Annotated in this window: 5 protein-coding genes; 1 reads left to right on the forward strand and 4 read right to left on the reverse strand. The window is 67.0% G+C overall.

Annotation, left to right across the window (positions count from 1 at the left end):
• Window positions 1–25: 25 nt before the first annotated feature.
• Window positions 26–706: a MerR family transcriptional regulator gene (locus tag ACTWOL_RS15730; protein ID WP_474297331.1), complete on the forward strand. Its 681-nt coding sequence runs from the start codon at window positions 26–28 to the stop codon at window positions 704–706.
• A gap of 634 nt (window positions 707–1,340) precedes the next feature.
• Here ACTWOL_RS15730 and ACTWOL_RS15735 read toward each other — a convergent pair.
• The 4 genes from ACTWOL_RS15735 to ACTWOL_RS15750 all read right to left on the reverse strand — a co-directional run bounded on the left by ACTWOL_RS15735 (window position 1,341) and on the right by ACTWOL_RS15750 (window position 14,189).
• On the reverse strand, window positions 1,341–1,742 hold the full coding sequence (locus tag ACTWOL_RS15735; protein ID WP_474297332.1) for a hypothetical protein: 402 nt from the start codon (window positions 1,740–1,742) through the stop codon (window positions 1,341–1,343).
• Window positions 1,742–8,557 carry a polymorphic toxin-type HINT domain-containing protein gene (locus ACTWOL_RS15740; RefSeq protein ID WP_474297333.1) on the reverse strand — a complete coding sequence of 2,272 codons (6,816 nt, stop codon included), beginning with the start codon at window positions 8,555–8,557 and terminating at the stop codon, window positions 1,742–1,744. Before ACTWOL_RS15740 ends, ACTWOL_RS15735 begins: the two co-directional genes overlap by 1 nt.
• Before the next feature lie 362 nt (window positions 8,558–8,919).
• A complete protein-coding gene (locus tag ACTWOL_RS15745; protein WP_474297334.1) occupies window positions 8,920–12,582 on the reverse strand; it encodes a LamG domain-containing protein in 3,663 nt (1,220 codons plus the stop codon).
• A 53-nt stretch (window positions 12,583–12,635) separates the two neighbouring features.
• Entirely contained in the window at window positions 12,636–14,189 is a 1,554-nt protein-coding gene (locus tag ACTWOL_RS15750) for an FG-GAP repeat domain-containing protein (RefSeq protein WP_474297335.1), read from the reverse strand.
• Window positions 14,190–14,208: the final 19 nt, after the last annotated feature.

Here is a 14,208-nt window from a genome sequence, read left to right on the forward strand (position 1 = left end):
CGGCGGTACACCATAGGCTTGCCGAGTGACGGACGAGCAGCGCAAGGAGCGCGAGAACCGCGAGTACCGCATGGCGGAGCTGGCCGAGGAGGCCGGGATCACGGTGCGCACCCTGCGCTTCTACCGCGAGCGGGGACTGATACCGCCACCACGCAGACAGGGCCGGATCGCCTGGTACGACGACCACCACCTGGCCCGGCTGCGCACCATCGCGGCCCTGCTGGAGCGAGGCCACACCCTGAGCGGAATCGCCGATCTCGCCACGGCCTTCGACAGCGGCCGGGACGTGGGCGAGGTGCTGGGACTCGGCGAACCGACCGAGGAGACCCCGGTGCGGCTCACCCCGGGGGAGCTCGCCGACTACTTCGAGGGAGAGGTCACCCCGGACAACCTCGCCGCCGCGCTCGACCTCGGCTATCTGGCCACCGACGGCGAGGAACTCGTCCACATCAGCCGGCGGCTGCTCGACGTCTCGTCGGCACTGGTGAAGGAGGGGGTCCCGCTCGCCGAGGTACTGGCGGCCGGGCGCGAAGTGCGCACCCACGCGGAGGCCCTGGCGACGCTGTTCACCGACCTGCTGCGCACCCATGCCACCGGGAGCGACGTCGAACGGCTGCGCCCGCTCGCGAAGAGCGTGGTGGAGGCGGAGCTGTCGATGGCGATGGACCGACGGCTGCGCGAGGGGCCAACGGCGGAGGGCGACTGAGACGGACAAGGGCGGCACGCCGGCGCCCCTGCCGCGCTTCTCCACCGTCACCAGCGGCCCCGCCCTTGGCCAGCAGGCCTACGACGGGACGAAAGGACCTAGCTGCGCGCGCAGACTACGTTGCCGTCCGGCCGCTATGACGTGGGTATCCGGGTGATCGCCCCGGGCGCTGCCCGACCTCGATGGTCAGGGTGCGCACCGCCTGGCAGGTGTTGAGGCGATGCGGAGTGTGGCGCAGTACCAGCTGCGATGATCGCGGGTCGAATGAAGGACCGCGACCATGGGATGCCCGTCCTCGTGCAGGTAGCGTGACGAGGCGGACCGCGGCGTCCGCGGAGCAAGCGCGGGCGCCACGGTCCGGTTGGAACTCGTCCTGCAGTCCCACCATTCAGGGCCGATTCTCAGGTTGATCCCGACGACCTGGCAGGCTTCCCTGTTCGAGTACCCCAGGTGCATGAGGCGGAATTATTCGCCCCGCTCCCAGCGCAGCCTTCCGGGCCCCTGAGCCTTTCGGATCTTGCGGAACTCGAAATCCACCACAACCATGAGCTGGGCGTTGCGACGACCACTAGAACTCGAGCAGGCCTGGTGAGGCATCACGTGGTCACGATGAACGAAGCGGGACAAGCCCGGATCAGGAATCTTCGACGAACCTTACCGATAGCTCCTGGGCTTCCTCCGGGTCGTCCGCGAAGACCATGACACGCCGGGATTCACCAACACCGACTCGGTACTGATAGCAGAAGGTATCGCCGACGAGGTCAGCTACTTCCACGACGCCGTTCCGGACCTCAATATTCCCGTCGAAAACAAGTTCGCCAGAATGGTCACCACCCCCAACTGACACAGAAACAGGCCCGATATCGCCATGAACAACTGCCACCACGATACATCCCGGATTACTTCGCGCGGGCGAAACCAGTGGATCAATTTCAGGAATTCCCCATTCAGATCCAGGCGACTCGATCCGAATTACTCCCCACGGCACATCTGCGGAGAAATGATGACCGTCGGCCAGGTTGATGACCTTTGCCACTATCCAACCTCATCCTTGTACGGATTGATTCCGTCGCGAATCATCTGCGCCGCTGTCGTGCCCTGGCGCGAACTACAAGATCGACATTGTGGCAGCAGGATCTGCGGATCGCCCTTGTTGATGAAGGTGGAGACTGGCTGGTGATCCTTGACCCACGTTCCACTTTTATAGCCAGATTTCTTGGCCCCACAGCTATGGCATCCGTACTTATCCCCGATCACGTTCACGTCGCGTATCTCTTGGTTCGTCCAGTCTCGCCCAGGACCTCGCGCGGGAATGTAGTCATTCGCATATGGCCCGGGGGCAAAGAGAGAACAGGCATCGCCATATCCACCCTTCGAGCCACCGATATTGTGGACGAGTACCGGCGTGGCCCCCGCCAGCACATAGTACGCATGGACGTCTTCGATCGTGAGGTCGTGCGTCTGCCTCCGCTCATCGAAGAACCGCAGGCTCTGTACCGGAACGTCTGCGCCATCGGGCGTACGCAGGAGCATTCCCGGCTTGAGATCGCCGGCCTCGACGAAGCGGCGCTCGTTCTCGACCCAGAAGGGGTGGGTGACGGTCGAGACCAGCGAGGACTGACCGCCCTTGGCCGTCGTGACGGTCAGATCGACGAAGTGCTTGTCGTCCTTGGTGACGATCGTGCCGACGACCGTGCGTGTGACCTTCTTGCCCGTCGACGGATCAGTAGTGGTGATCTTGTCGCCGAGCTTGACGTCCTCGATGTTCTTCTTCTCGCCGTTGGCGAGAAGGACTTTGGTGCCCGGCAGGAAGCTATGGGGACGGCAGGAGCCGCCGAGCTTCGAGAGTCTGGCTTCTGCCGCAGCCAAGGCTCCCTTGGCTTTTCCGACGGTCTTGGATGCCTCCCACATCTTCTTGGCGCCGTCGATCAGGTCACCGACCAGGCCGGCGACCCGCTTGATCAGCTGGATCGCCTTGTTCCACTTCCATGGCAGGCCATATTTCGCCATGAACTTGCCGGCCAGGCCGCCTGCGAAGCTTCCGGCGATGTTCAGTGCCGTTTCACCGCACGAACCGAGATCACCGCTGGAGAAGCAGTCCAGGGCGGCGGTGACACCGAGTTCGTCCATGACGATCTTGGTGATCTGTTTGACCGCCCGCTTGATCTGCTGCTTGGCGCTGCTGAGGTTGTCCTCGGCCCTGTTCAGGTTGTCGCGGGCGTCGTTGGCGGCGGTCTGCTCGGCAGACTGGCCGGTCTTGACCTTGCCACTCGAGCAACTGCTCGGATGCTTCTGGCAGTAGGCCCGCTCGTCCGGGTCGTACATCCCCGTCGGGTCGCTCGCCGAGACCGGGCGGTTGTGGGCGTACGCGTAGGCGTTGAGCTGCTGCGGGTCGTTGATGTCGACCACCGGGTCGGGCGAGATGAACTTGCCGAGGAACGCGTCGTATTCGCGCGCCCCGATCGTCGTCAACCCCGTCGAGGCGTCGATCGTCCCTCCGACGAAGCCCTTCTCTCCCGGCCAGGCTCCTTCGCCCGGCTGGGGGCCGCGTGGGTTGCCATAGGGATCGAAGCGCCGCTGGGTGACCGCTCCGGTCGCCGCATCGATGGTCAGCTCGCCCGTACCGTGATGGTCCGATGCGACGAACGACAGCTTCTTGTCATTCGTGCGGACGGCCACGGTCTGGCCGCCGTACGAGTAGTAACGGGTGGCCTTCGCCGTGGTCGTACCGGCGTCGAGACGCAGCTCCGTGCCGGGCAGATAGACGGTCGTACCAGTCGGGTCCTTGCGCATGACGCGCTGGCCGTCAGGACCGTAGAGGTAAGTCGTCTCCGACGCCTCGTTCTTGTCCGGGGTGGTGACGTCGTCCGGCAGACTGTTCTTGATCACCTTGCCCAACGCGTCGTACTCGAGCGTCTGGGTGTCGCCGCCGATCGTCCGCTTGGTCGTGTTGCCCGAGACGTCGTACGCGTAGGTGTACTCGTGGGCTCCCGTCGGCGTGGTCTCGGAGACCTTGGACACCTGGTGCGTGCCCGCGTTGTAGCCGAAGGTGCGTTTGATGTCCTTCTTGGGGTCCAGACCGGTGTCGTGCACGGTCTCGGACAGCCGGTTGCCGACCGCGTCGAAGGTGTAGGAGCGCCAGTAGGGCGCCGGTCCGCCGAGCACCGAACCGCCGGGGGCGGTGCCGCAGGCCGATGGGGACGAGCCCCCCACCGGGGCCTGGCTTCCCTTGGTACCGGAGGCGGCGGCAGCGTCCTTGGTGGTGGACGGCGTCCACGCCTCCGTCATACGGAACTGGTAGTCGTGCGCGAAGCACTGCAGGTCCGGGGTGCCCGTGCCCGCGGTGTCCGCGACCGACAGCACGTTGCCGATCTGGTCGTAGGAGTAGTTCGACTGCTTCACCGGCCCGGTGGTGGATCCCTGGACGTCGACCAGGGACCGGGTCAGCCGGTCGGTGCCTTTCTCATAGGCGAACGTCTGCCAGTTCTTCTTGCCGCCGTTGGACAGTTCGAGCTGGAGGAGCTGGCTGGTGTTCGACCACACGGTGTCGGTGACGTATGAAGACGTGGCACCCGTCATGGTCTTCGAGCGCTGGAGTTCGTCATAGCCGTAGACCAGCGATTCGCCGTCGAGGCCGCCCGCCGCGGGCATGCTGCTGCTCTGCAAGGTGCCGTCGCGGTTGTACGTGCTGGTGTAGACGTACGTGCCGGCCAGGCCCTTCTGGGAGGCGGGAACCGCGTAGGCGGTCTTCAGCGGGCGGTAGAAGTGGTCCATGCTCTGGACGGCCGTGCCGAAGTACTCCGTCGCGTTGATATAGCGCAGCGACATGTACTCCTTGCCGAGCCACCCCGCCTTGTCGTAACGCCGCTCGGTGAGCTTGGTGCCCGTGGTAGCGGCGCCGTCCCAGGTGGTGAGGACACGGCCCAGCTTGTCGTAGACGGACGTGACGGTCTTGGTTCGCGCGTCCGTCGTCGCCACCGGCCGGTCGGCGTCGTCGTACTGCGTCGTCAGCTTCCCGGAGTCGGGGTCCACGCTCTCCGTCTGCCGGCCGCGCTGGTCGTACGTGTGCGTCCAGACGTTGCCGCCGGCGTCGGTGAGCTGCCTCAGCTGACCGGCCGGAGTGTAGGCGTACTTCGTGGTGTCGTGCTCAGCTGGAGGTCCGGTGAGGACCAGGTCCGCCGACTTGTAGTGCCACAGCTCGGTGGTGTTGCCCCGGGCGTCGGTCAGTGTGGTCGTCGGAGTGCCACCGACGGGCGGATCGATATGGGTGCGGTCCCCACCGTGGATGTACTTGGTGCGCCACTGCTCGACTCCGGAGACGGCGAAGATCTCGGCCGTGGTGCGGCCCAGACCGTCGAACTCGTAGCGGACCTGGGATCCCACTTCACCGTTGTGGACGAGAAGGAGCTTGTCCGATGGGGCTCCTGCGGCGTTGTACGTCGCGTTGGTGCTCCGTACCTTGCCGGTGCCGTCGTAGAAGGTGTCGGCCACCATCCTGGTGCCGTTCGGGCCTTCGGTCTGCTTCTGGCGCGGCCGCAGCAGACCGTCGTACAGCTGGTACTCGGTGCCGTACGAGCCGTCGATCTCGACCTTCTCGGTCTTGACCGCGACGACGTCGTCACGGCGCATCAGATAGGTGTACTTGATGCTCGGAGTCTGTGACTTTGCGCGGTCCGGCAACCAGACGGAGACCAGTCGGCCGAGTCCGTCGTGGGCGAGGTCGGTGCGCTTGCCGTTGGGGTCGGTCTGCCCGGTCGACTGGCCCCAGGCAGGGTTGTAGTCGGTCGTGGTGACATGGCCCAGGGCATTGGTCACCTTGGCCTTCGAGATGAGGCCGTTGACGTCCGTGTACGCCGTCTTGGTCTCCGCCTGGACGCCGTCCTTCTGCGAGAGGGGCCGGCCGAAAACGTCGTACGTCGTCGTACCCGTGCTCTGGTACTGCGGTGTGGTGCCGTCGTGGGACTTCAGGCGCTCCGTCCCGGTCGCGTCGCCCTTCGTGGGTGCCGCACCGAAGCTGCCGCCGTCATATGAGGTCCGCTCGTCCTTGATCACCTGTGTCCGGCGGTCGGGAGCGGTCTTGCACGTGACCGCGACCGTCTCGATGCGGGAGGCGGAGTCGAGGATGTTCGCGCTCGTGTTGTCCGCGTACTCGGTGCGGGTGCACTGATCGTCCGCGGTGGTGGACAGGTCGCCCAGGTCTTCGGTCTCGATGACGCGACCGGTGCCGTTCGCCGTCTCGTACTCGGTGTTCGTCTCCGTCTCGCGGCGGCCGTCGCCCCCCTCGGTGACCGTGTATCCGCGGACCTTGGCCGTCTTGGTGATCGACGCCTTGCTGACACCCCAGGTGTTGGTGTCCGTGGCGGTGAACCAGCGGGACGGTGAGTTGATCACCTTGGAGACGAGCTTGCTCCCGTCGTAGGTCGCCGCCTCCAGTTCGTGGCCGGTGAACTCCTTGTGGTCGGTGTACTCGCCGCCCTCGGAGTCGGTGACCTCGGCGGACCGGGCGGAGCCGTCGGGGAGTTTGTCCCCGTCCATGCCCTGCAGATAGGTGTAGTCGATCCGGGTGGTCTGCTTCTCGGGGCCGCCGCTGGTCACCCTGACTTTGCCGTAGCCCTGCCAGCCGCCCCAGGTGAGGTACTTCTCTTCGGTGATGCCGTCCGGCTCGGCCTTCCGCCACGCTGCGGGGCCCTGGTAGTCGTACCGCGTCACCAGCTTTTCGCCGCCGCCCGTGCGGTCGGTCTCCACGACCTCCACGACGACGTATTTGTGGAACCAGTCGGTGATGGGCTCGATATGGCCCGGCGGGGCCCACTTGACCGGGTAGCAGCGCTTCGTCGACTCACCTGGTTTGGGCAGAGCACTCTTGCTGCACTGCGCCGGCGCGTAGTTGATGTCCAGCTGCGCTCCGGACTCGCTGAGGACGGACGCCAGCCTGAATCGGTGGAACGGTGCGATGTTGTCGCCGACCGCGTCGACACGGTTCGCCAACTGGATGCCGTAGAGCTCCAGTGTGGGCATCTTGACGGAGGTGCCGACACGGCCCTCGTGGTCGATCTTGGACAGCCAGAGGGTCTTGGACGAATCGCCGTTGTCGGTGAACAGATGGGTGAACGTCCAGGCGTCCACGTCCTGGTACTCCGTGGCGTCTTTGCGGACCTGCGTGGTGACGCCGGTCAGCCGCTTGCGGGTCCAGAAGGACGCGGCGACCTGAGACGCGGTGCATTTGGTCTTCGCGGCGCAGTAGCGGTCCATCGGGACGTCCGGCCAGTACGCGGCGTTCGCCTTCTTGAAGTCCGCGATGCCGCACTTGAACGTCTCGGTGGCAAGGCATCGTTCGGCGGTGTTGAACACCACGCGCGCCGGTGCCTTCGCGGCGTAGACCTCGCCGTCACGCTGGCCGTAGTCGACCCGCTTCAGGTAGCCACCGGAGTCGTAGGCGGTGCCGTTGACGTCCGTCTTGCCGTTCAGCGCGTAGTGATTGACCTCGGGCTCGTAGAAGTAGGACATCACATTGCCGTGGGTGTCCTTGACGTAGTCCAAGCTCCAGCGCCAGGCCTGCTTGCAGTGGGCGCTGGTGAACGTGGCGTTGTAGCAGGGTTCGCCGGAGTCGTCACCGAAGACGGGCAGCGTCCACGTCGACTTCGTTTCCTCGTTACCGGTGGCCCAGCCGGGCAGGTGGTTGAGTCCGAAGAAGTACTGCGTGCCGTCGGTGGTCGTGATCTTCCAGTACTCACCGTCGTTGTCACCGTTGACCGCGCCGGTGGTCTTCTCCACCTTGGCACCGTCTTCATTGGCCAGGTGCCACTTACCGGACTTGTCGTCCTTGACCAGCTCGGTCGACATCCCGTTCAGCAGAACGGTGGCGTTGTCGAAGGCCCAGCACTGTTCGGCGGAGTCCTTGTGACCGTCGTCCGAACATGCCTTGTAGCGGCGCTCGATGTAGCCCGGCTCGTACGAGAAGCCCTCACCGATCCAGGAGCCCTGGTTGTTGGTGTCGGAAGTACGGCCGTCGGCGGACTGCGAGGAGTACGCGAGTCCGATGGTCGGCGTCATGCCGCCGGGCGTGGGCGGCGTCCGCAGGGGGTAACTCCAGGAGAACCCGCCGGAGGAGTTGGAGACGGTCCACTTCGCGGACGGCGCCAGCGAAGTGGCCGCGTAGCTTCCCTGGGAGGAGGAGTCTCCCGCTGCCAGCGCTACGAGAGAGCCGCCCTGTACGGCCATGGTGGACATGCCCGCGGCGGCCGGGGCCGCCGTGACATCGGCCGAGACCGTCCGGGTCTCCGCGTTGTTCACGGTGGGCAATGGCCGGGGGAGCTGGGGGCATGCTTTGCTGCCCGGCTCGGCGACTGCGGCACACGCCGGTAGTTCGACCAGACGAAGGCGGGCGCCGTAGTCGCCACCGTAGCCCTCGGCGAACGCCGTGTAGCCGACGTTCAGACGGACCCTCGCGGCATTGTCGCCGGCATCCGCGCGCTGCACCCGGATCAGTGCCCCTGCTCCGAGCCGGGCTGCGCGCTCGGAGTCGAGAACATCGACCTTGACCTTGCCGGGTGCCGTCGCCGGAGCCTTGGAGGCGCTCCTGTGCACCGACTTGGCCGTCGTTCCGGGCATGGTCACGCTGACCGGCAGACCGCCGGCGTTCACCTGGCCCGGGGATGTGGCTCCGGCCGAGCCCACCGACAACTCCGCACTGCCGGCACGGGGCCATACGGTCTTGCCCAGCCGGGTGACCGCAGCCTTGCGGGCGCGGTCGGCCGGACGGGGCTTCGCCTTGCCCGTGCTTCCCTCGACGGGGTCGCCGAAGTCCTGGACACCGGGCCTGCTCCGGCCCGTCTCACCGGCGAACGCCACCGCCTGGACGGAAGAGGAAGACAGCGCCAGTGACAGGCCGAGAACGGTTGTGGCAAAGATTCTTCTGGGTATGCGCCGATTGAGCAATCGACCGCGTTGAGACATCACGCAGCTCCACGGGATACGGGCACGGGGGAAGATCGGAAGAGAGAGCAGGTTGTGCCGGCCCATGGAGGGCCGGCACAACGCTGGTGGGCCTAGGGGGCTTCTGACGGATCTCCGCGGCGTCGCGACGCCCGGCACTCACTCTCGCCGCACCGGCCGAAAGCCCAAGTACGTCCCGTACGAGGGCTTCCAGCCGGCACTCCGAGAGCACGCACCGGACGCCCCTCCTTCCTCCACGGAGATCCATCAGAAACCCCCTAGAGCTCCGGCTCGGGGCGCAGGGTGGCCATCAGGCTGATCTTGACCGGGTCGGCGGCACCGTCGTAAGCGCGGACCTCGTCCAGGGCGCCGGCGAAGAACTCGCTCTCGCCGAGAGCCGAACGACCCACCTGGAGACCACCCGTGGCACTCCAGGAGGTGTTGTCCACACCGTGCGCGGAGCTTGCGAGCTGACCGTTGACGTACAGCCGGATGTCGTTGGCGACGGCGTCGTAGACGACGGCCAGGTGCTGACCGTGATCGGACACGTCCGGGAGTTCCTGGTTGTCGATCAACGTCTTTGTCCGCCCACCCGCGGTGTCGGTCTCGGCCACGGCCAGTTCCCAGTTGCCCCGGCCCGCATTGGCCTGGTCCTCGTTGGCTCGGTACCGGACCACGAACCGGTTGGCGTTCTTGCCCGGCAGGGAGAGGACCGTCTGCGACTTCTTCGGGTCGAGCGAGGTGAGCTGGGCGCGGGCGGTCACGGTGAAACTGGTGCCGCCGGTGACCGGGGCGGCCGCCGTGCTGGCATAGTCGCCGTCGCCGTCGAGGGTCAGATGACCCCGACCCATCAGGGCCGGCGGGTCCTCGAACTCGTTCTCCTGACGGTAAATGGCGGCATTGCCCGCCAGATTGAGCGGCTCAGCTCCCGCCACCGGCTTGCCGTCCACCGTTCTTCCATCGGGTGACACACCTCCGGTCGCCGTTTCCAGCGGCCAGTAGCCCTTGCGCAAAGGCTTGACCGTCATCAGCTCCGCGACCTGTGCCTCGGGCAGCACCCGGTCGAAGACCCGGACCTCGGCGAGGTCGCCGGTGAAGTGGTTCTGGTATCCGGTCTTCGCCGTCGAGCGGCCGATCTGCAGCGGACCGTAGGACTTCCAGACGGACGGGCGCTGAACGGTGCCCTTCCGTGTCTGGTTGACGTAGAGCTGCAGTTCGGTCTTCTGGGCGTCGTAGACGCCGGTCAGCAGGACCCACTCGCCCTTGGTCACGGTCACCCCGGTGGACGCGGCCTTCCACTCGCCGATGGTGTCCACGTCCGTGACGGGGATCGAGAACGACCAGGTCTTGAGGACGGAGTCGTAGCCGAGGGTGAATCCCGGTTCACCCGTACCGTCCTGGCTGACGACGGCCATGTCGCCGCTCAGGTCGGTCGGACGCACCCAGGCGCTGACGCTGAAGCCCTTCGCCGAGTCGATGACCGTCTGCTCGGCGTCGAGGAAGGCGTCGGCGGTGCCGTTGAAGTGCGCGGCCGAGTCCGCCTTTCCGCCCGGGCCCTCGACGCCGAAGGTCACTCCGCTTCCCGCGGTCGCGGAGTAGGTGCCCCGCTCGTCGTGGGCCTCCGTGCTGCCGGCCTCGTCGGCGAGGTTCCACTGGCCGGCGACCGGCTTACCCTCGCTGACGCGGAACTCGTAGCGCTGGAGGGTGCTCGGGTTCTCCGCTTTGTCGACGGCGACGACCTCGAGCCAGTGCAGTCCGTCCCTGGTCGGCATCCATGTCACCGAGGCGGGACCGCCGGCCGTCGAAGCCGCGACCGTCGTCGCCGGGGAGGCCGTCGAGTCGAACGCGTAGCGGTACTTGACGACGTCCGTGTCGGGCACGGAGTCGTTCGGGTTGGGCGTGAAGGTGAAGGTGCCGTAGGTCCCCACACCGTCGTGGTAGACGGCGTCCGACGGGTATTCCTTGGAGAGGACGTTCGGGCGTCCGGGCAGGGTGGCGTCGTAGATGAACTCGCACTTCGGTGACGACGGGCCCCATCCGTCTCCGTCGAAGGCCCTGGCGCTCCAGGAGATCACCCGGTTCTGCGGGATGGCGGATGTGACCTGGTGGGTGAACTTCGTTCCGGCGATGGGCGAGAGAGTGGAGGTCTTGGCGGTGTACGACTGCGCCTTGCCGGCCGCGTCGGTCCACTCGACCCTGAACTCGACCTGGACCTTGTCGGTCTGCCCGTTGCCGTGGTCGGGGTCACGCGCCTCGGTCGCGATGACCGGCGGAACCTCGCTGTACGGGCGGGAAGAGCCGGTCTTACAGGCGCCGCCGGGGTTCTGCGACATCCAGCCGGCCTGGATCGGCAACGGCAGGGTGTTGTAGGACACCGAGAGATAGGCGTTGCCGCAGATCCGCTTCCATTCCGCGAATCGGCTCTCGTCACTCGCGCGCAGGCCGAGCGTCATGGCGGACCATCCGCCGTTGGCCGCGGCCCTGACCTGGTTGGTCAGCGCGCCCGAGGACGTGCTTTCGAAGTGGAGGTTGGCCTGGCTGGAGCAGGACGTGGGCGAGATCGCCTTGTCGACGGTCTCCAGCGCGGCGTCCCAGTCGTCGCTGGTGTTGGACCAGTTGCTCGACGAGGTGATCGAGTAGTTGGCGCCGCCGATGCGGTAGAGGCGAATCGGCTCGGCGGTCGGCTGCGCACTGTAGATATGGGCGACCCGGGCGGAGAACGTCGAGCTCAGGATCTGCTTGTTCTTGTAGAACGACATCGGCATGGTGAACAGCACCCGCCGCACACCCACACCGTTGCAGGAGGCCGGGCTGAAGTCCGTCGGACACCTTCCCACTCCGGCGCTGTCGGAGTACTTCCACTCCCCTGTGCTCGGCTTCCCCGACATCACGGCCGTCCAGGCCGAGCGGGACGTGGTCCGCTGGATCGGGTCGATGACGACGGGAAAGACCGTGTCGGCCGCGGTCAGCATCTTCCGGTCCGGGACCAGCGTGAGCTTGCCCTGGCCCACCTCGACTTCGAGCGGGGCCGTCCTACCGCCACCACCGGGGCCCTCCAGAGAAGGCTCGGGAGCCTGAGCGGCCTTGGGGCCATCGGCGACGCTCGCTGCGAAGGCAGCCCTGGTCACCGCCTTGGTGCCCAGCGTCTTGGCCGGACCCTCCGCAGCGCCGGCGGAGTCCCACATGGCCGGCTTGCCCGCCTCGAAGACGGTGCCCCCGACCGCGGCGTCCTCGGCACGCAGCGCGCCGGAGGCGTCCTCCTTGATCTCGAGGCCGTCCGTGTCCAGGCCGATGTCGAGTCTGGCCAGCTTGGGGTTGGCCGCGGCCTCGGGCGTCTTGACGACCAGCAGATGGCCGAAACCATCGGCCTCGGCCCGCACGGTCAGGTCCACGCCGGGGAGGGCGTCGGTGTAAGTAGCGGTGTCGCCGCTGACGACAGGTGCCGCCAGCTTGCCGTACGGCCACGTCAGCGCCAGCTTCCGGCCGGCCCGTTGCAGTGTGGCGAACGGCTTGCCCGCCTCGCCGGACGAGAAGGACAGGCCGACGGTGGTCGCCTTCGGCGCAACGGATCCGTCCGGGCGCTTGACCAGCGTGGGATCGATGGAGACCCACTCACCGTCCCGCACGGTTCGTATGGGCTCGGTGTACTCCCGCGCGGTGAAGGTGCCGTCGGGCTCCGCGAAGACCTCCCGGCGCTCGGTGCGCAGAGCGGAGACCTCCACGCGCTCCCCGCTCTTGCGGGCGGTCGCGCGGGCCTCGGTCTCCGTCGCGGCAGGGCGGTCCTTGGCGGGTTTCGCCGTGGATGCCGTGGATGCCGTGCGCGTTTCGGGCAACTGCCCGTGCGACGGCCCTTCGGTCATCCCCGCGGCGACGACGGCGCTCGCCGTGACGGCCACCGCCGCCGTGCGCAGCAGTGAGCTGCGACGTATCCGCGTGGACACGTTGTCACTTCCTTTGTCGGTCACGTCTTTTCCCCGGATCCACACGGCCGGCGTCAGCTGACGGCGGTGCCGAACGCACCGTCGCCTGCCGGGATGCCGCCCTCGCCGGGCTTCCACGTCTGGGTCGGCGCGCCGCCCGGGGCGGTGCCCCACGGGAAGCCGTACACGGCGTGCCCCCCGGCCGGTCCGTACGGCATGCCGACGAAGAACGAGGTCCTGCTGCTGCCGAGGCTGATGCCGGTGAGCAACTGGTCCCCGGGGGTGGCCGGAATGCCCTGGCCGGGTTCGAACCACACGTCATCCGACCCGGGTGCGCCGAGCATCGGGAGGATCTGTACGCCGCCCTTGTCACGCTGGTCACCGGCCGATTCCTCGCCCGGCACTCCCACGGCGAGACGCATGGTCGATGCGGTGCCCACGGCACTCGGCGTGGTGTTGACGGCGGTCAGCCGCTGTCCGAAGAAGTCGCCGGCTTCGGCCGCCCCTTCGACTCCCGGTGTGTCCTGGTCGATCCAGTTGAGCAGCTTGACGCCGCCCGCCGCGGTGATGTGGTGGGTGAGCACGGCTCCCGCATCCACGGAACCGGCCAGATCCTCGCTCGGGGCGCCGACGGCGAGCAGGAAATCGGTCGCCGACGCTGCGCCGGACGGGCGGTAGGGGGCGAGGGCGATCGACGTTCCGTAGCGGTCACCGGCCTCGGCGGACGACTCGGCACCGTCGGCGCGGCTCTGTCCCATGCCGAACACAGGGGCAGGGATGCCGTTGGTATTGATCGAAGGGCGGAAAGCCAGGACCGCTCCCGCGGCACGGTCCCCGTCGATGGACTCACCGGGCGCGCCGACGACGAAGAGATTGCCGCTGGCGGCGAGTGAGGCGCCGAGCTGGTCGTAGGCCTCACGGTCCTCCCACACCCCGGCCGACTGCTGGTCGAACGAGACCGCGGACAAGCCGGTCCCGTACACGCACGTGACCAGTCCGCTGTCGGTCTTTCCGTCGACGTCCTCTCCCGGGACGCCGATGATCAGGTACGGGATGCCCGTGGCCGAGACGGTGGTGGCGACCGCGTAGCCGACCCAGTCCCCCGGCTCGTAGGCCTCTTTCATCAGCCCGTCCGAGCCCTGCCGGAAGCCGACGTCGGCCTTGCCCTGGCCGATGCCGAGCGGTGAGCCGTAGAGCATCTGCACCAGGCCGATGTCAGGGACGACTTCGGGGCCTTTGTTGAAGTCCTCGTACGGGACACCCACCGCGAGGTCGCTGCAGCCGTCCTTGTCGGCGTCATAAGCAGCGAACGAGAAGCCGAACTGGTCGCCTGCCTCCGCGCCGTCGGAAAGGTTGGGCATGTCCTGCGACACCTCGACGGTGCCCTTGCCGCCCCCGAGGACGACATGGATCAGACCGGCCTTCGCCTTGCCCGACACCGTTGCCATCGGGTCGGCGATGACTACGTCCCGCAGACCGTCCCCATTGAAGTCGTTGTCGACTCCACCAACACATCCTGGCGCCGCGGATGCCTGCTGCGGGTTCCCCGTCCCCATCCCGATCAGCAGAACTGCCACTGCGGCGAACCCGGCGAGCTTTCGCCGCCAGGCACTGTCCACCCCGGTCATTGAGTTGTTCCCACCCCTG

The sequence above is a fragment of the Micromonospora sp. IBHARD003 genome, assembly GCF_056106285.1.

Bases quoted from the DNA above. Each gene is read 5' to 3' on its own strand.
- ACTWOL_RS15750 (WP_474297335.1), bottom strand. From the start codon at position 14,189: ATGACCGGGGTGGACAGTGCCTGGCGGCGAAAGCTCGCCGGGTTCGCC.